The organism is Sphingomonas sp. BL-S-25 (genome assembly GCF_055521555.1).
Map to the genome: position 1 here is coordinate 983,775 of NZ_CM145486.1, position 16,880 is coordinate 1,000,654.

General features: G+C 66.0%; 18 protein-coding genes. 10 read left to right on the forward strand and 8 right to left on the reverse strand.

Annotation, left to right across the window (positions count from 1 at the left end; genetic code table 11):
• The first annotated feature begins 15 nt into the window (after nucleotides 1-15).
• Nucleotides 16-894 carry a Stf0 family sulfotransferase gene (locus tag ACZ1H8_RS04910; protein WP_465180243.1) on the forward strand — a complete coding sequence of 293 codons (879 nt, stop codon included), beginning with the start codon at nucleotides 16-18 and terminating at the stop codon, nucleotides 892-894.
• Here ACZ1H8_RS04910 and ACZ1H8_RS04915 read toward each other — a convergent pair.
• From ACZ1H8_RS04915 to ACZ1H8_RS04925, 3 genes are all read right to left on the reverse strand, one after another.
• Nucleotides 891-1,268 (reverse strand): hypothetical protein, encoded by a 378-nt coding sequence (locus ACZ1H8_RS04915; protein ID WP_465180244.1) that lies wholly within the window; start codon nucleotides 1,266-1,268, stop codon nucleotides 891-893. The genes ACZ1H8_RS04910 and ACZ1H8_RS04915 overlap by 4 nt on opposite strands.
• A 478-nt stretch (nucleotides 1,269-1,746) precedes the next feature.
• Nucleotides 1,747-2,292 carry a hypothetical protein gene (locus ACZ1H8_RS04920; RefSeq protein ID WP_465180245.1) on the reverse strand — a complete coding sequence of 182 codons (546 nt, stop codon included), beginning with the start codon at nucleotides 2,290-2,292 and terminating at the stop codon, nucleotides 1,747-1,749.
• Between the two features lie 78 nt (nucleotides 2,293-2,370).
• The gene (locus tag ACZ1H8_RS04925; RefSeq protein ID WP_465180246.1) at nucleotides 2,371-2,736 is read right to left on the reverse strand and encodes a hemerythrin domain-containing protein; all 366 of its coding nucleotides are present in this window, start codon (nucleotides 2,734-2,736) and stop codon (nucleotides 2,371-2,373) included.
• Between the two features lie 781 nt (nucleotides 2,737-3,517).
• On the opposite strand from ACZ1H8_RS04925, the gene ACZ1H8_RS04930 reads away from it, so the two are divergent.
• Nucleotides 3,518-4,042, forward strand: coding sequence for a hypothetical protein (locus tag ACZ1H8_RS04930; RefSeq protein ID WP_465180247.1), 525 nt, complete (start codon nucleotides 3,518-3,520; stop codon nucleotides 4,040-4,042).
• Nucleotides 4,043-4,221: 179 nt separating this feature from the next.
• Here ACZ1H8_RS04930 and uvrB read toward each other — a convergent pair whose 3' ends face one another.
• The gene (uvrB, locus tag ACZ1H8_RS04935; RefSeq protein ID WP_465180248.1) at nucleotides 4,222-6,405 is read right to left on the reverse strand and encodes an excinuclease ABC subunit UvrB; all 2,184 of its coding nucleotides are present in this window, start codon (nucleotides 6,403-6,405) and stop codon (nucleotides 4,222-4,224) included.
• Nucleotides 6,406-6,579: 174 nt separating this feature from the next.
• On the opposite strand from uvrB, the gene ACZ1H8_RS04940 reads away from it, so the two are divergent.
• The 3 genes from ACZ1H8_RS04940 to ACZ1H8_RS04950 all read left to right on the forward strand — a co-directional run bounded on the left by ACZ1H8_RS04940 (nucleotide 6,580) and on the right by ACZ1H8_RS04950 (nucleotide 8,784).
• Nucleotides 6,580-7,176, forward strand: a complete 597-nt coding sequence (locus tag ACZ1H8_RS04940) for a DUF3617 domain-containing protein (protein WP_465181342.1) — start codon at nucleotides 6,580-6,582, stop codon at nucleotides 7,174-7,176.
• Between the two features lie 118 nt (nucleotides 7,177-7,294).
• A complete protein-coding gene (locus tag ACZ1H8_RS04945) occupies nucleotides 7,295-7,915 on the forward strand; it encodes a DUF3617 domain-containing protein (RefSeq protein ID WP_465180249.1) in 621 nt (206 codons plus the stop codon).
• A 242-nt stretch (nucleotides 7,916-8,157) separates the two neighbouring features.
• On the forward strand, nucleotides 8,158-8,784 hold the full coding sequence (locus ACZ1H8_RS04950; RefSeq protein ID WP_465180250.1) for a DUF3617 domain-containing protein: 627 nt from the start codon (nucleotides 8,158-8,160) through the stop codon (nucleotides 8,782-8,784).
• Between the two features lie 73 nt (nucleotides 8,785-8,857).
• Here ACZ1H8_RS04950 and xth read toward each other — a convergent pair whose 3' ends face one another.
• Together xth and ACZ1H8_RS04960 are read right to left on the reverse strand one after the other, a co-directional pair.
• A complete protein-coding gene (gene xth, locus ACZ1H8_RS04955; protein WP_465180251.1) occupies nucleotides 8,858-9,628 on the reverse strand; it encodes an exodeoxyribonuclease III in 771 nt (256 codons plus the stop codon).
• 25 nt (nucleotides 9,629-9,653) lie between these two features.
• The gene (locus ACZ1H8_RS04960) at nucleotides 9,654-10,403 is read right to left on the reverse strand and encodes a Crp/Fnr family transcriptional regulator (protein WP_465180252.1); all 750 of its coding nucleotides are present in this window, start codon (nucleotides 10,401-10,403) and stop codon (nucleotides 9,654-9,656) included.
• 68 nt (nucleotides 10,404-10,471) lie between these two features.
• Here ACZ1H8_RS04960 and ACZ1H8_RS04965 point away from each other — a divergent pair, with 68 nt between their 5' ends.
• The 3 genes from ACZ1H8_RS04965 to ACZ1H8_RS04975 all read left to right on the forward strand — a co-directional run bounded on the left by ACZ1H8_RS04965 (nucleotide 10,472) and on the right by ACZ1H8_RS04975 (nucleotide 11,563).
• Nucleotides 10,472-10,594: a hypothetical protein gene (locus ACZ1H8_RS04965; protein ID WP_465180253.1), complete on the forward strand. Its 123-nt coding sequence runs from the start codon at nucleotides 10,472-10,474 to the stop codon at nucleotides 10,592-10,594.
• A gap of 70 nt (nucleotides 10,595-10,664) precedes the next feature.
• Nucleotides 10,665-11,135 (forward strand): DUF2721 domain-containing protein, encoded by a 471-nt coding sequence (locus ACZ1H8_RS04970; protein ID WP_465180254.1) that lies wholly within the window; start codon nucleotides 10,665-10,667, stop codon nucleotides 11,133-11,135.
• Nucleotides 11,132-11,563, forward strand: a complete 432-nt coding sequence (locus tag ACZ1H8_RS04975; RefSeq protein WP_465180255.1) for a DUF4345 domain-containing protein — start codon at nucleotides 11,132-11,134, stop codon at nucleotides 11,561-11,563. The genes ACZ1H8_RS04970 and ACZ1H8_RS04975 overlap by 4 nt, the downstream gene beginning before the upstream one ends.
• Here the strand turns inward: ACZ1H8_RS04975 and ACZ1H8_RS04980 are convergent.
• Complete coding sequence (locus ACZ1H8_RS04980) at nucleotides 11,550-13,010, reverse strand: carotenoid oxygenase family protein (RefSeq protein WP_465180256.1); 1,461 nt, start codon at nucleotides 13,008-13,010, stop codon at nucleotides 11,550-11,552. The genes ACZ1H8_RS04975 and ACZ1H8_RS04980 overlap by 14 nt on opposite strands.
• Before the next feature lie 10 nt (nucleotides 13,011-13,020).
• A complete protein-coding gene (locus ACZ1H8_RS04985; protein WP_465180257.1) occupies nucleotides 13,021-13,482 on the reverse strand; it encodes a DUF2141 domain-containing protein in 462 nt (153 codons plus the stop codon).
• Nucleotides 13,483-13,572: 90 nt separating this feature from the next.
• Between ACZ1H8_RS04985 and ACZ1H8_RS04990 the strand changes: the two genes are divergently transcribed.
• Together ACZ1H8_RS04990 and ACZ1H8_RS04995 are read left to right on the forward strand one after the other, a co-directional pair.
• On the forward strand, nucleotides 13,573-14,412 hold the full coding sequence (locus ACZ1H8_RS04990) for a LytTR family DNA-binding domain-containing protein (RefSeq protein WP_465180258.1): 840 nt from the start codon (nucleotides 13,573-13,575) through the stop codon (nucleotides 14,410-14,412).
• Between the two features lie 613 nt (nucleotides 14,413-15,025).
• Complete coding sequence (locus ACZ1H8_RS04995) at nucleotides 15,026-16,840, forward strand: ribonucleoside-diphosphate reductase subunit alpha (protein ID WP_465181343.1); 1,815 nt, start codon at nucleotides 15,026-15,028, stop codon at nucleotides 16,838-16,840.
• The last annotated feature ends 40 nt before the right edge of the window (nucleotides 16,841-16,880 follow it).

The window sequence follows — 16,880 nt, forward strand, 5'->3', positions numbered from 1 at the left end:
CGTCAGTTAGGGGCGATGGTGGACAAGCAGCAGCCGCAGGCACCGGCCCTGCCCCGCGCGGGCGGGGTATATGACCTGGTCGACGATGCCGATTATCCGGCCCGGGACGGTCTGCCGACCCGCACCATCCTGTTGTGCGCGCATCAGCGCACCGGCAGCTCGCTGCTCGGCGAGGCGATGTATTTCACAGGCGGCATGGGCTGCCCGGTCGAATATTTTCACGGCGGGTTCCGCCCGCGGTTCGAGGCGCGGTGGCGGGTGAGCGGCGCAGCGCCGTTGGTGGAGGCGGCCTTTCGCCATCGCACCGACCCGAGCGGCACCTTCACGACCAAGCTGTTCTGGAAGGATCTGGTCGGCCTGGCCCGCGAGATTGAGGGTGGCGACTGGTCGGGCGTGTCCGCACTGCGCGATGGGCCGCCGGATCGGGAACGGCTGAGAGACCTGGGACGGATGGTGCGCAGCCGTTTCCCTGATCCGCAGTTCGTTCACCTGTTCCGCCGCGACACGGTCCGCCAAGGCGTGTCGCATCACGCCGCGATGGCAAGCGGACGCTGGCGCTGGTGGGGCATGAAGGACCAGCCGCCGGTCGCCTATGATTTCGACGGGATCCTGAAGTACGTGATGATCGCGCGGCGGACACAGATGATGTGGAACGCTCTGTTCGCCGCCAATGGCATCCGGCCGATCGAGATCGCCTATGAGGATCTGCTGGACGATTATGACGCGACGGTTCGTGGGCTGTTTGCGGCGCTGGGCCATGGTGATGCGGTGCCGCCGCCGCCCCGGCTGAAGCGCCAGACCCGGCCGGAGACCGAGGCGATGCTGGTGCAGTTCCACCGCGACCTGGCCAGCCGGATGAAGGACCCGCGGGCGACCAATACCGAGGGAGCCTAGGTACAGAAGCTGTAGATGGTCGAGGTCGTCGAGACGATCCGGCCGTTCGACGCCTGCCAGCGAATCTCGGCGAAGGTCCGGCAGGGATAGGCGCTGCGTTGAAGCACCGCCTGGGTGCCCGACAGCGAGAAGCCCTGGTCGAGCAGCACGCGGCGCGCCTCGGCCTCGCTCGATCCCGCCGGGAACCGCGCGGCCACGCGCCGGGCGAGTTCGGCGCGCTTCGCATCGCCCTCGTCGGGCAGGTTGCGGACCAGCTCCGGCTCGCCGAAGTTCAGCAGCCAGCCGGCCGCCACGCCGATCGCGCCCAGTCCGACGCCGGCGACGATCGAGCGCCGCCACCGGAACGGGCGGGGTTCGGCCTGTCGCGGTTCCATGGCGGGTCCTTGTCTGAAGATGGGCGGACCCGAGCGTCCGCCGGAAATGAAAGAGGCCGCCGGATGCCCAACCAGGCACCCGGCGACCTCCGACATGGTCAGCGGCCGGAAGCTCCAGCCCGGGAGACCATGCGGGCCGCTTGCTGTCGGCTGGCGGGCGTTGACTGGAGGAGGATACCTCCCGCCTGCCGCGGGGACGGTGGATTTCCGTCCCGTGCCGTCAGCTCAGCGGCGCGTCTCCCGAACGAACTGAACCGACCCCATTGCTGAACCATGAGACATCGGATCACCTCCTTTCGCATGTTGAAGACTGATGTGCACTGCGGCACGTCAACGGTTTGAATCAATGCGAGTTGCAGAACAAGTCTTGTATTTGCATGCGACTTGAACGATTCTCTTCCGCCTGCCCGAACCGGCAAATCGCCGGCCGGGACTCCCCCTCAGCAACGATCGTCTGAAAGCCCGCTCGAGACGCGGGTCAGCGGCAATCCTCGGCGACGCGCAGGATCTCGGCATGCGCCGGAAGGACCAGCGGCTGGGTGCCGCCGCCCTCCACCACGAACTTGCCGCGGCTATAGCCGATCGCATCGATCAGCGAGTCCCGCGCACCGAGGTCGGCAGTACTGCCCGACGCACCGGAGGGTCGGAACGCGACCGAGCGCAGCGTGCTGGTGGTGCGGATGGTGAGCGGCCCAGACGCGCTGCCGGCGCGGGTCAGATACAGGCGCTGGCGTTCGCGATCGCAGCGGATCGAGAAATCGGCCGGCGCATTGGCGCGGCCGAACTGCGCGGTGCCTCCGCCGCTTTCCGGACGATAGGTCCAGGCGCCGGGCGTCAGCGGCCAGTCGCGCCATTCGGCCGAGCGCGGCGGTGGGGGCGGCGGCGCTGGCGCCGGCGTCGGAGCGGGTGCGGGCGCCGGTCGGGGCGGCTCGGGCGCCACCTTGCCGGGGCCGACACAGCCCGCAAGCACCAGCATCGAGGCCAGGGTCAGCGGGGCGACGAGAGACGTTAAACGACGCGACATCGGGCCCTTATGGGCAATGCCCCCGCCGCGCTCAACCGGTCATCGGGCCGGACGCGGTACGAAAGCCGACAGGCCGTTTCAGGCGGCGCGCATCAGCATGATGCGTTCGAGCAGCGGATAGAGTTGCGCCTCCTCCACCGCGATGCGATCCGTCACCCGGCGGACGATCGTCCGTGTCGCGGCACCGAAGCCGTCCCAGTCGCTGCGAATGCGGTCGAGCGGCCAGTCGGCAATGTACCGGCCGAAAGCCTCGCCCATGGCACCATGTTCGCGGCGATAATCGCTGCATGCGGCGATCGCCGCCGCATCCCCCGATTGCGCCAGCCGTTCATAGATTGCGCGATCCTCCTGCGCGCAATGCTCGAACAGGGTCTGGGCGAGGCGCCAGCGGATCGCTGCGATCGATGCGGGATCGGGCGACAGGTTGGCGACGATGTCCAGCATCCGGCGCAGACCGGATTCTAGCACCCTGTGCTCATCTCGCAGCTTGGCAATATTCGACATCGACGCAGCACCCCGTTTGAGCCACTGCCATAGATGACGAAGCCGCGTTCGTCTTTTACGTAGATGCCCGCCCGACATCAGGAATTATACGCACTGACGGCGTTGTCATGCGAATTACTTTGCCGACATGCCGATATAGCCATCCCGGGCAATCAGCGATTCGCCGTCTTCGATCCGACGGGACCGCGCGCAGGCACCGCGAATGCGAAAGCCCCGCCGGCACGCCTGGACCGTTTCACCGTCAGTGAAAACGCCCCGGTTTTTCGGAGCCGCATTTTCCACGTCGTTGACCCTATTCGGTCAATGTGAAGATGCCCTATTCACCTGAATCCAACGTTCGGCTCATTGTTTTCTGGCAAAAGCGTCTGACCGAGCCGAGGATATCGTCGGCGGATTTGGCCCTTTTATATGGGGGGGAATGGGACGTGGTGGGGAAGGCGATTCTGCACAGCCGAATTGTGTGCGCGGCGCTTGCTGCAATCCTTGGCAAATGTCTTGTCCTGGCTGGGGGATGCGTATCTGCGGAATATGCAGGTATTTCGCTGAAGCCAGGGGCGGCCGCCGCCGATCTGCAGGATCTCGCACGCCGAGCGCAGGGGGTGACAAGCGCGCGCAGTACGAACTCGGTTTACGATACGAAGTGGGCGACGGCATTCCGCGGAGCCCGTCGCGGGCTCGCATTCTGTATACTGCCGCCGCAGCAGACAGCGGCGGAACGCGCATGATGTTTGTGCCCCAGCGCAACGGCTCGGTATCGACGGTGCCGGTCAATTCGGGCGCGCTGGTTCCGGGGCTGCCCGAAGCGAGGGCGGCTCTCGCAGGGCTTGAGGCAGATACGCCCAAGACCGCACCTTACCAGGAACCGAAAACGCGGTCGCAGTCGGTGACGCAGAAGCAGGCGCACGGCACCTTGGAGTTTATCGACGTATCCAGCCTGTGCGAGCAGCATCTCGAAGCCATCCAACGGGTAAGTGATTGGCATATCGCTCAATGCTATTCCAAACAGTATCGATTGACTAAGAAGAATGGACAGTCCCTCGACCTGGTTGATCTGTTCCTGGTTACCGATGACAGCGATGCGATCGAAGACCTGCCGATTCCATTCGGTTTATTCGATCCGCTTATAAATTCGCCATCTTTCGACGACGACCACGCCCGGGTGCCGGGGGCGGTTTCCTATTTCGAGCTCGTCACGGATTCGGGAATTTACAACATCATCCTTTCGTTCAGCGAGGGTGAAAAATAATGCCCACACCACCGCCGCCCCCAACGACAAATTGGCTTATGACCCAGCAGACGCGCCGCGCTGACCATGTTCAGCGATTCGCCGTCTTCGATCCGGCGGGGTTGCGCGCCGACACCGCGAACGCGCAAGCTGCGCCGGCACGCCCGGAGCGCTTTCACCGTCAGTGAAGTGACGATGTCCTAGCGCTTGGGGAATTTGCGCTGCGTCTTGCCGAAGCGGGTCTTGCGGGTGCCGGGCTTGCCTTCGTTGCTGCGGCCCATGATCGGCGCCTTGCGCTCTTCCACCGGCAGGCCGAGTTCCTCCGCCTCGAGCGAGCGGATCTCGTCGCGCAACCGGCCGGCTTCCTCGAATTCGAGATTGGCCGCGGCGTTGCGCATCTTCTTTTCCAGCTCCTCGATATAGGCGCGAAGATTGTGGCCGACCATGTGCGGCCGGTCCTCGTCGATCTCGACGGTGACCTGATCCTTCGACGCGACATGGGCGATGATGTCGCCGATGTTCTTCTTGACCGTCTCGGGCGTGATGCCGTGTTCGAGATTATAGGCCTGTTGCTTCTCGCGCCGGCGGCCGGTCTCGGCCAGCGCGCGCTCCATGCTGCCGGTCATGCGATCGGCGTAGAGGATCACCCTGCCCTCGACGTTGCGCGCGGCGCGGCCGATCGTCTGGATCAGCGAGGTTTCGGAGCGCAGAAAGCCTTCCTTGTCGGCATCGAGGATCGCGACCAGCCCGCATTCGGGAATGTCCAGCCCCTCGCGCAGCAGGTTGATGCCGACCAGCACGTCATAGACGCCCAGCCGGAGGTCGCGGATCAGCTCGATCCGCTCCAGCGTCTCGGTATCCGAATGCATGTAGCGGACCTTCACCCCCGCCTCGTGCATATATTCGGTCAGATCCTCGGCCATGCGCTTGGTCAGCGTGGTCACCAGGGTGCGATAGCCCTTGGCGGTGGTCGCCTTGCATTCCTGGATCAGGTCCTGGACCTGTTCCTCGACCGGCTTGATCTCGACCGGCGGGTCGATCAGGCCGGTGGGGCGGATGACCTGTTCGACGAAGACGCCGCCGGTCTGCTCCATCTCCCAAACGCCCGGCGTTGCCGAAACATAGGTGGTCTGCGGGCGCATCGCGTCCCATTCGTTGAAACGCAGCGGACGGTTGTCGATCGCCGAGGGCAGGCGGAAGCCATATTCCGCCAGCGTGACCTTGCGACGATGGTCGCCGCGCGACATGCCGTTGATCTGGCCGATCGTCTGGTGACTCTCGTCGACGAACAGCAGCGCATTCTCGGGCAGATATTCGAACAGGGTCGGCGGCGGCTCGCCCGGCAGGCGGCCGGTGAGGAAGCGCGAGTAATTCTCGATCCCCGCGCAGCTGCCGGTCGCGGCGATCATCTCGAGATCGAAATTGGTGCGCTGCTCCAGCCGCTGATGCTCGAGCAGCTTGCCCTCCGCCTCCAGCTCCTTGAGCCGTTCGGTCAGTTCGTGGCGGATGCCCTCCATCGCCTGCTTCATCGTCGGCCCGGGGGTCACATAGTGCGAGTTGGCGAAGACCCGGACATAGTCGAGGCTCGCCACCTTCTTGCCGGTCAGCGGGTCGAACTCGGTAATCTCCTCGATATCATCGCCGAAGAAGGAGATCCGCCAGGCCGAATCCTCATAGTGCGACGGGAAGATCTCGAGGCTGTCGCCGCGGACGCGGAAATTGCCGCGGGCAAAGGCTGCGTCGTTGCGCTTGTACTGCAGCGCGACCAGCTTGCGGATGACCTCGCGCTGATCGGCCACCTGGCCCTTTTTCAGGTCGAAGATCATCGCCGAATAGGTCTCGACCGAACCGATGCCGTACAGGCACGACACCGAAGCGACGATGATCACGTCGTCGCGCTCCAGCAGGGCGCGGGTGGCCGAGTGGCGCATCCGGTCGATCGCCTCGTTCACCGAGCTTTCCTTCTCGATGTACGTATCGGACCGTGGGACATAGGCCTCGGGCTGGTAATAGTCGTAATAGCTGACGAAATATTCGACCGCATTCTCCGGGAAGAACGACTTGAACTCGCCATAGAGCTGGGCGGCGAGGATCTTGTTCGGCGCCAGGATCAACGCGGGACGCTGGAGCTCGTTGATGACGCTGGCCATGGTGAAGGTCTTGCCCGAGCCCGTCACGCCCAGCAGCACCTGGTCGCGCTCCCCGGCGCGCGCCTGCTCGACCAGTTCGGGGATCGCCTGGCGCTGATCGCCCGAGGGCTGATAGTCGCTGACCAGCTTGAACGGACGCCCGCCCTCCAGCTTGTCGGGGCGGCTCGGCCGATGGGGCACGAAGCTCTGCCCGGTTTCCGGCTCGTCAAGGCTGGTGCGAATCTGGATTGCCATAGCCAGCGAATATGGGTCGCCGGCGGGCGATCGAAAAGAGCGGAACAAAAAATGAACCACACCGAAGCCGACAGAACATTGCGAGCGAATCGCAAATAAAAAATCGCGCGCTGATCGACAGTTGTCCGAAACTGCGGACCGAATTGGTTTCGCAACCGAACCCAATTGGCGTTCGTGCGTTACGCTCTGCGCTGGCGGGCCGCCATTCCGGTGGCTGTCACGAAGAGGGAAGAAAACATGTATCGTATCGTTCTTGCTCCCGTCGCCCTGGCCCTGGCGCTGAGCGCCTGCAACAAGGGTCCGGAAGTGTCGATGACCAACGCATCGGCCGAAGACGTCGCCAAGGCAGCGAAGGCAGCGGGCCCGAAGCTGAAGGGCGGTCAGTGGGAAGTGAAGTCCGAGCTCGTTTCTGCTGAAATCCCCGGCGCACCGGCCAGCGTGGTCGAGTCGATGAAGAAGTCGGGCACGGCGACCGTTTCGCAGTGCTTCACCGACGAGCAGCTGAATTCTCAAAACGGCGCGATGGGCAAGATGGGCGAGAACTGCAAGTTCGCCGATTTCAAGATGGGCAACGGCTCGATGAGCGGCACGGCGACCTGCAAGATGCCGCAGGGCGAGGCGACCTCGAAGGTCAGCGGCACCTATGCGGACGACAAGTTCGACTATGCCGTCGAATCGACCGCGAGCATGCCGAACAACCAGACCACCAAGATGAACATGAAGATCTCCGGCAAGCGCACGGGCGACTGCACGCCCGACAAGAAGAGCTAAGCGCCTTCCAGAAATGACTGAGCCTGGCCGAGAAAATCGGCTAGGCTTGGTCATGATTCGACTTGCACTCGTTCCGATCGGCCTCGCCCTCGCACTGGTTGCCGGGCCGGGCGCGTCCTTGTCGAAGGTCCAGGCGGGCGTACCGTCGGACGGGTGCATTGTCGAAACCTCTCAACGGACAGAGACGACCGTCAGCTCGCAATCGGAGTGTACCGGTGTGGCCGACCAGCGGATCGCCCGCTGGCAGGATGCGCCGCCCGCTGTCGACGCGGACGTGTCGCTAACGAACGCATCGCCGCAGGAAGTCGCGCGTGCCGCACAGGCGGTCATGCCGAAGATGCGCAGCGGCCAATGGCAATTGAAGACCGAAATCCTGCGCGTCGAGATGCCAGGTGCGCCACCTGACATCGCCGATTCGATCAGGAACGACGGCTCGTCCACCGTATCCGAGTGTCTGAGCGAGGAAGAGCTGAAGGCGCAGGAAAGCCCGATGAACACGCCGGGCGAAGGCTGCACGTTCACTGACTTCAAGATGGGCCATGGGTCGATCAGCGCGACATCCATCTGCAAGATGCCGCAAGGTGAGATGACGTCAGAAGTCAGCGGCACCTATGGCGACGACCATTTCGACTATGAGGTGCAGACGAGTTCCACGACATCCGGCGCCGAAGCGACCAGGATGACGATGAAGATCGCCGCTCACCGCACCGGCGACTGCACGCCCGACAATAAGCATTGAACGACCGTGGGGAATGCGCCCGCCAACGCCTTGCGCCACCGGCCGGACGGGCACCATCGGCAATCTCGCGATGCAGCACCGCCGACAAGTATAAATGGCGGGCATCTGTTCGATCGACAGGTTCGACTATGAGACCGAGAGCCGCTCGGCTATGGGCAGCAGGTCGATAAAGATGATCCTGAACATTGCAGCGCGTCGGACAGGCGACTGCCCCCCATGAATAGAAAGGCTTTGCTTTCCTGATGACGCGATTTGCACTCGTTCCGATCGCCCTCGCGCTGGCGCTCAGCGCCTGCGGGCCCAGCGTTTCCCTGTCCAACGCCTCGGTCGACGAGGTGACGAAGGCGGTCGAGAAATCGGGGATCAAGCAGCCGATGAAGCCGGGGAACTGGGAGCTGAAGCTGGAAATGCTCGACGTCGACGGTCCGGGTCTGACCCCGGACAAGAAGGCGGCGATGAAGTCGATGGGCAATCGCACCACCGAACAATGCCTCAACCAGTCGGACGTCGAGCGTCCGATGTCGGAGGTGCTGGTGGGCGCCCCATCCAACGACTGCAAGTTCGCGAAATATGAAATGACCGGCACCAAGGTCGAGTCAGAGATGACCTGCCCCGGCATGACCGGCGAGATCCGGGTCAAGTCGGTCGCGACCTATGGCGCCGACAGCTTCAATGCGGAGGCGGAAACCGAATTGCCGATGCCGCAGGGCAAGGCGCACAGCAAGATGCGCATCACCGGCAAGCGCACGGGCGAGTGCAAGACCCCCGCGCGTGGCACCGGCCCGACCGCTCCCGGCCAAGGCACGGCACCGGCGCCCCAGACCCTCGACGCGCCGACTCCGGCTCCGTCGAGCGCGCCTTCGCAGTAACCGAAGCGGCAACCCGGGCCCTCCCCTCGCCCACTCCAGGCGCGCGGGAGGGCCGGGTCCGGCTGCACTCCGCTCAGTCCAGCGTAATCCACACCGGCGCATGGTCGCTGGTCTTTTCCCAGGCGCGCGCGAACCGGTCCACGCCCGCTCCCGTCAGCCGCTTTGCCGCTACGGGGTTCAGCAGATGGTGATCGATGCGCAGCCCGGCGTCGCGCTCGAACGCGCCGCGGAAATACTTCCAGAAGGTGTAGATGCGCTCGCCCGGATGGCGGGTGCGCAGCGCGTCCAGCCATCCCTGGTCGAGCAATCGCGCATAGGCGGCGCGCACCTCCGGCGCGAACAGCGCATCGTCCAGCCAGCGCTCGGGCTTGTGGACGTCGAGTTCGGTCGGCATCACATTATAGTCGCCGGCAATCACCACCGATGCGTCCATCCCGACCAGCTCCGCCATCCGCGCCTCGAGCCGGTCGAACCAGCGCAGCTTGTACTCGAACCGAGGACCGGGCCGGGGATTGCCGTTGGGCAGGTACAGACCGCCGACCAGCACGCCGTTCACCGCTGCCTCCAGATAGCGGCTCTGATCGTCGGCCGGATCGCCGGGCAGACCGCGCTGCGTCTCCAGCGGATCGCATCCGCGCGCCAGGATCGCGATGCCGTTCCAGCGTGACTGGCCCTGCCAGATCGCGCCATAGCCGGCAGCCTCGATCGCGGCCCGGGGAAACTTGTCCTGCGGCGCCTTCAGCTCCTGAAGACAGACAATGTCGGGCTGCGCCTCGTCCAGCCAGCGCAGCAACACCGGCAGCCGTCCGTTGATCCCGTTCACATTATAGGTCGCGATCTTCATCCCCGCACGATGCGCAGGCGGCCGATCAGTTCCCTGCCGCCGCCTCCAGCGCGGCGCGGTCGCGGATCGTGACGCCGCGCGCGCCGGGCAAGGCGATCGTTCCCGCGGCCTTCAGACGGCCGAGCTGGCGGCTGACCGTCTCGATCGTCAGGCCGAGGATCTCGGCCATTTCGCCGCGGGTCAGCGGCAGGTCGAAGGTCACCGGACCGAAGCCGGTCGCACGGCACCCGCCGCCGCGATCGGCCATCGCGAGCAGGAAGGCGGCGACCTTTTCCCCGGCGCTCAGCCGGGCGAGCGCCAGCATCCGGTCGCGCGCCTCGTCCAGCGCGGCGAAGGTCCGCTGGAGCAGCAGCCGCTCCATCCGGACATGATCCTCCAGCACCGCTTCGAACGCGGCGCGCGGAAAGGTGCACAGCTCGACATCGCTCAGCGCGGTCACGGTGACCCCGGCCTCGCCCGGCCAGGGGCGGCCGACGAAATCGGCGGGATAGACCAGGCCGACGATCTGTTCGCGGCCGTCCGCAGTACCGGCGGTCAGCTTCATCACGCCCGACAGCAGGTTGGCGCAGACGGCATTGTCCTCGCCCGCCCAGATCAGCGTCTCGCCGCGACCCAGGCGGCGACGGCGACCGATGCGGTTGAGCGCGGCCAGCTCGCCATCGCTCAGCGCACCGCACAGCGCCTTGTCGCGCACGGCGCAATCGGCACAGACCACCGTCGCATTCATCGCGCCTAGATAGCGACCGGCGTCGCGAATGTCGCCCCGCCGGATCACGGTTTTTGACCGCAGTCAAAGCACGCTGATGCGCGAAGGCCGATGACCGGGTCAGAAGGAGACCCGCAATGACCGTCGCAAACGCCATCTTCGCCCTGATCCTCGCCGCTCCCTGCGCCTTCGCCGCCGTGCTCGCCACGATCAGCATCGAGGATGCCCGGCTTCGACTGAAACAGGCCCGCGCCGCCTGATCCGGCCGAAAGCCGGCCGGCGGCAGGATCCCGGTCGACTTCCCGCCTGTGCCTTGCCAAGATGGGGGCGATGGAAGGCCCCTATCTCTCCACCGTCTCCGCGACGATCCAGGCTGCGATCGCCCCCGTGTTCCTGCTGGCCGGGATCGGCGCGTTCCTGAACGTCATGGTCGGCCGGCTGGCGCGCATCGTCGACCGGGCGCGTGACATCGAGAAGCTGCACCCGCGATCGACCGGCCCCGAGCATGAGCGCCATGTCTGGGAATTGCGGATCATCGACCAGCGCATCTCGGTCATCAACAACGCCATCTTCCTGTGCGTCGCCAGCGGCCTAGCGATCTGCCTGGTCGTCGCCGCGCTGTTCGTCGCGCGGATCGCGGAATGGCATCTGGGCGCGTGGGTCGCGGCCTTCTTCATCATCTCGATGCTGCTGCTGATGGGCGGGCTGATCTATTTCCTAATCGAGGTGCGCATGTCGCTGAAGGCGATCCATGTGCGCGAGGAATTGCTCGAGCTCGAAGAGAAGCCGCGCCGGCGATGAGCCCCGGGGGCGAGCGCCGGCTGCTCCAGGTCGCGGTGGCGATCGTCACGCTGGTGCCGCTGGGCGTGGCGAGCCTGAGCATCCTGCGCGGCGCGGAATGGCTGGCGCGGGCGCCGGTCGCGACCGATCTCGACAGCCATTTCCGCTATCTGTCGGGCATCTTTCTCGCGCTCGGCATCGGCTTTGCCAGCTGCATTCCGCGGATCGAGGCGATGACGGCGCGGTTTCGGCTGCTGGGGCTGATGGTAATCGCCGGCGGGCTTGCCAGGGCGGTGTCGCTGGTCGCGCTCGGTCCGCCCTCGACCGGCCATCTCGTCGGGCTGGGGATCGAGCTGGGCATCGTTCCGCCGATGATGGTCTGGCAGGCGCGGGTCGCCCGCCGCTGGCGCGGAAGCGGCGGGCCCGGCGGAGCGATCAGCCCCGCCTGAACGTCCCGTGGAAGCCGACCGGAAGCGCCAGGTCGGCGCGCCAGCTGGCGACCGGTCCGGCATCGATATGGGCAGCGTCGAACAAATGCAGCTCAGTCGCTTTTGCATCCAGATTGACCGTCGTGCCGATCAGCCAGCCGCCCTCGTCCCTGCCCTCGCGCGGGACGAACAGGAATTCCTCGACCAGCTGGCTGGCGCCGAAATCATGCGTCGCGGTGCGCCCCGTCTGCCAGTCGTGGACGCCGACACCGCGGGCCAGCGGGCGATCGGCCTGATAAAGGCCGGTAAACGCCGTGTAGCGGCGGGGAAGCCCGGCGAGGCGCTTGTCGTTCTGCGGGAATTCGGCCTTCACCCCGGTCGGGATCAGTTCGGCGCGGCCACCGGCATGGAGCGCGATCATCGTCAGCATCGGCGACGGGGTCGGCGCATGGCGGCCGACGAGCAGGTCGGACGCCTCGCGCACCACGAATTCGGGGCTGCTGGTCAGGCATCCGTCGAAACGGATCGTGCCGTCGCGCTCTTCCCAGGCATCGGCCAGGTGGAAGAAGGAAAAGGCCGGCAGGTCGAACACCCGCTGGCGGGTGGGATCGTCCTTGTCGATCACCACCACCTGGCTGCCGAGACCGGGCTGCCATTCCATGCCGGCGGTCACCGGCGTGGTGTTGCGGACGTGAACCCAGGGCTGGAGCACGACCACCAGATGGCGGGCGGTGGCGGTGAAGTCATGGACGTAGCTGGCGCGCGGCAGGCGGATCATGTGCGTGTCGATCAGCGTGCCGTCGGGGCGCAGCTTCCATAGGATCGCGTTGGCGCCGGCCAGGCCGAGATTCCACACCGTCCCGTCGGGCTCGACCCGCGGATGCGCGAGGAACGGCATCTGCGCCAGGTCGGGGCGAAAGGTCTTGGGACCGAGCGATTCGAGCGTGGTCGGATCGAGCCGCCACGCCGATCCGCCCTCCCACAGCGCCCACAGCTCGCCGCCCGCCAGCATCACGCTGGTATTGGCGGCATTGGCGGCGTCGGTGCCCGACACGACCGCGCCGGGGCGTGCCGGCGTGCCGAAGCCGGGCAGCAGCATCTCGCCGGCATTCGCTTCCTGCCGCCGCTTGGGCGTGTCGACGAAGCGCGCCGCCAGCCGGGCCTCGCCATCGGCGATGGCGAAGCGGCGGACCAGCCCGTCGCCGTCGAACCAGTGGGTCGCGGCGGTCGCGCCGCGGCGGAACTTGGCCGGGCCGTTGCGATAGAGCAAGCCACGAAACTCGGCGGGCGCGCGGCCATGGATACGGCGCAGCGTGCGCGGCGCGACATCGCCCTCGACATCGGCGACGCCCAGGGTCCAGTCGGCGGGCAGCGTCGCGGCAAAGGCGCGCTCGGGCGGCAGCAGCATCGCCGCACCGGCAACAAGGCCGGCACCGATCAGGTCGCGACGGGCAAGAATCGGGGTCATTCGCAGGGCCTCAGCGCAGGGTGATCGTCTGGACGGCGTCGGCGCCGAAATCGAAGCTGGCAGCATCCCAGTCGGGCGACTTGCCGGCACCCATCGCGGCGCGCGAAAAGCCATAGGGCTCGATCGGGATGCCGAAGGGGTTAGTGCTCAGCTTCATGTCGCCGTCGAGGTCTTGGAAAACCTTCACGCCATAATGGCCGGGCGCGAGGCCGGGAACCTTGACCTCGTGCGACTGGCCGACGGGCAGCATCGCCACCCGCGCCGGTGCGCCGCCCGCCCAGCTGGCGGCATCGGCATAGATGGCGACCAGGATCGTGCCGCGCTCCTGCTTCACGCCGTCGAACTTCAGGGTCAGCGTCGCACCTGCTTTCGCAGCGGCGGCGGCGGGCGCAGGGCCGGGCGCGGTCTGGCCATGGGCGGCGATCGGGGCGGCTGCGATCATCAATGCAGCGATCAGCGAGCGGGTGAACATGGCGGGCCTTTCAAAACTTGGGTTCGACATCGCCCCGATGCCGCCGCTAGTGTCGTTCGTCATCCGCATTTGCGTGACCCGGGGGACAGGATGCGTGAATTGCAGGACGCCGCCACTGGCGCTTCGCGAACGGGGGGCGTCCCCTATGGCAATCACCGGCGCAGCTTCCTGATCGCGAGCATCGCGGCGGTGCTGATGACCGCCGTGGGCGCGTTCGGGACCAGCCAGGCGCCGCTGCCGACGCGGCTGGCCTATTGGCTGATCATCATGGAATGCGGTGCGATGATCGGGCTGGGCGCGTCGGCCGGGATCGTCGCCTGGGGCCGGCTGCGCCACCGGCCGTGGCTGGAGGGGCTGGCGATCAGCGTGGCGATCGCCGCACCGCTGACATTGGTGGTGATCGGCACGACGCTTGCCTTTTTCGGCGGATCGGCACCGCAGCCGGCGACGATGCTGCGCTTCTTCGGTTTCGTCTGGATGATCAGCGCGGCGATCACCGCGATCACCATCGCCACCAACCGCAGCGCATTGCCGGCGCCGGACGCAGAGCCGCCGACCGAGGAACCGGCCCCGGCGCCGCCGCCCGCTCCGATCGCGGTCCGACCCAGGCTGAGCGACAGGCTACCCCCGCATCTGCGCAGCGCGGCGATCCATGCGCTGCAGGCGGAGGACCATTATCTCCGCGTCCATACCGATGCCGGGAGCGAGCTGATCCTGATGCGGCTGGGCGATGCGGTGCCCGAGCTCGAAGGCGTGGAGGGCGCGCGGACGCATCGCAGCTGGTGGGTGGCGCGCGCCGCGATCCGCGCGGTGACCCGGCTGGACGGCCGCGCCGAGCTGACACTGCCCGGCGGCGTGGTCGCGCCGGTCAGCCGATCGGCCTATCCGGCGCTGCGCGACGCGGGCTGGTTCGCCGCGGCCGGCGGATGAACCGCATCATTGCTCCGAATCGGAGCGTCCGCCGGAAGCAGCTGTGGCACCCATTCCGGTGCCACGAAATGTGACGGTCGCAATCGCGCTGCGGCCGCGTCGCAGGGTTGCCCACAGAAAAGATTTTTTCCCGGATCCGGGCCTTTGGCGGCTTGCCTTTTCGCAACCCCGCGGAAGTCCGTGCGTCGCTGCATCGCACCCTTTGGGATCGGCCGCGAAACGACTCATTTTAGCGACGAACCGAGTCCTCCGTTCGCGAATTAACATCTTGTCTACCGATTCAAGATGGCACAATCTGTTGTGGTTGCTGTGAGGGGCGAACTCTAGCACTGGTAGTTTGGACGGCGCGACACCATGTCGTGATCGGGCGGACGGCCCATTGTCGCGCGGCGGTTGGACACTTTTTGTTCCCGCGCAAAGCCAGGTCGATGCTATCATCGGACCTTCGCCCCGAGTCGCATCTGCGGGCCTCGCAGGAGGCTGAGTGAGTGTCAGTTTTCAGGGGCAGAACGTTATGGAATTCAGGGACACCGAAAGCAGCGTGAACGCCATCACCTCCGACACCGTCGCCGCCGTGGCAGACCCCAAGCCGAAGGCCAGGAAGGCCAACGACATGGACTCGCGTGCCATCGCGCCGAAGCTCTATTCGGTCGAGGTCGATCACAGCCGCGATGCGCTGCTGACCGAATTCGGCAAGGAGACGCTGAAGGATCGCTACCTGCTGCCGGACGAAAGCTTCCAGGACCTGTTCGTGCGCGTCGCCTCGGCCTATGCCGACGACCAGGCGCATGCCCAGCGGCTGTACGACTATATCTCGCGCCTGTGGTTCATGCCGGCGACCCCCGTGCTGTCGAACGGCGGCACCGGCCGCGGCCTGCCGATCAGCTGCTATCTCAACTCGGTCCCCGACAGCCTGGAAGGCATTGTCGAGACCTGGAACGAGAATGTCTGGCTGGCCGCGCGCGGCGGCGGCATCGGCACCTATTGGGGGTCGGTGCGCGGTATCGGCGAGCCGGTCGGCCTGAACGGCAAGACCAGCGGCATCATCCCGTTCGTGCGGGTGATGGACAGCCTGACGCTCGCCATCTCGCAGGGCTCGCTGCGTCGCGGGTCGGCCGCGACCTATCTCGACATCTCGCACCCCGAGATCGAGGAATTCCTCGAGATCCGGAAGCCCTCGGGCGACTTCAACCGCAAGGCGCTGAACCTGCACCACGGCGTGCTGATCCCCGACGCCTTCATGGAGGCGGTGCGCGACGGTGCCGAATGGACGCTGCGCAGCCCCAAGGACCAGTCGGAGCGCGGCAAGGTCGATGCGCGCGCGCTGTTCCAGAAGCTGGTCGAGACCCGCCTGGCGACCGGCGAGCCGTACATCGTGTTCTCCGACCATGTGAACAACACGATGCCCAAGCATCACCGCGACCTGGGCCTGAAGGTGTCGACCTCGAACCTGTGTTCGGAGATCACCCTGCCGACCGGGCGCGATCATCTGGGCAACGACCGCACCGCAGTGTGCTGCCTGTCGTCGCTGAACCTGGAAACCTGGGACCAGTGGAAGGATGCCAAGGGCTTTATCGAAGACGTGATGCGCTTCCTCGACAATGTCCTGACCGACTATATCGAGCGTGCGCCCGACGAAATGGCCCGCGCCCGCTATTCGGCCGGTCGCGAGCGTTCGGTCGGGCTGGGCGTGATGGGCTTCCACTCGTTCCTGCAGGCACGTGGCCTGCCGTTCGAGGGCGGCACCGCCAAGAGCTGGAACAACCGCATCTTCAAGCACATCAAGGCGCAGGTCGACGAAGCGTCGATGCAGCTGGCGGTCGAGCGCGGCCCCTGCCCCGACGCCGCCGACATGGGCGTGATGGAGCGGTTCAGCTGCAAGATGGCGATCGCGCCGACCGCGTCGATCTCGATCATCTGTGGCGGCACCTCGGCCTGTATCGAGCCGATCCCGGCCAACATCTACACCCACAAGACGCTGTCGGGCTCGTGGTCGGTGCGCAATCCGTTCCTGGAAAAGCTGCTGATCGAGAAGAGCAAGAATTCCGACGCGGTGTGGAACTCGATCCTCGAACAGGGCGGCTCGGTCCAGCATCTCGACTTCCTGAGCCAGGAAGAGAAGGACGTGTTCAAGACGTCGTTCGAGATCGACCAGCGCTGGATCCTGGAACTGGCGGGCGACCGCGCGCCGTTCATCGACCAGGCCCAGTCGCTCAACCTGTTCATCCCGGCGGATGTCGAGAAGTGGGACCTGCTGATGCTCCACTTCCGCGCCTGGGAACTGGGCATCAAGTCGCTCTACTATCTCCGCTCCAAGTCGGTGCAGCGCGCCGGCTTCGCCGGCGGGGTCGAGGCCGACAACACGCCGGACCTGCGCGAGATCCAGGTGGAATCGCGCGACTACGACGAATGCCTGGCGTGCCAGTGAGGTGCACGGGCTAGGCGAAACCGGGAACCCCTCCCCCTGT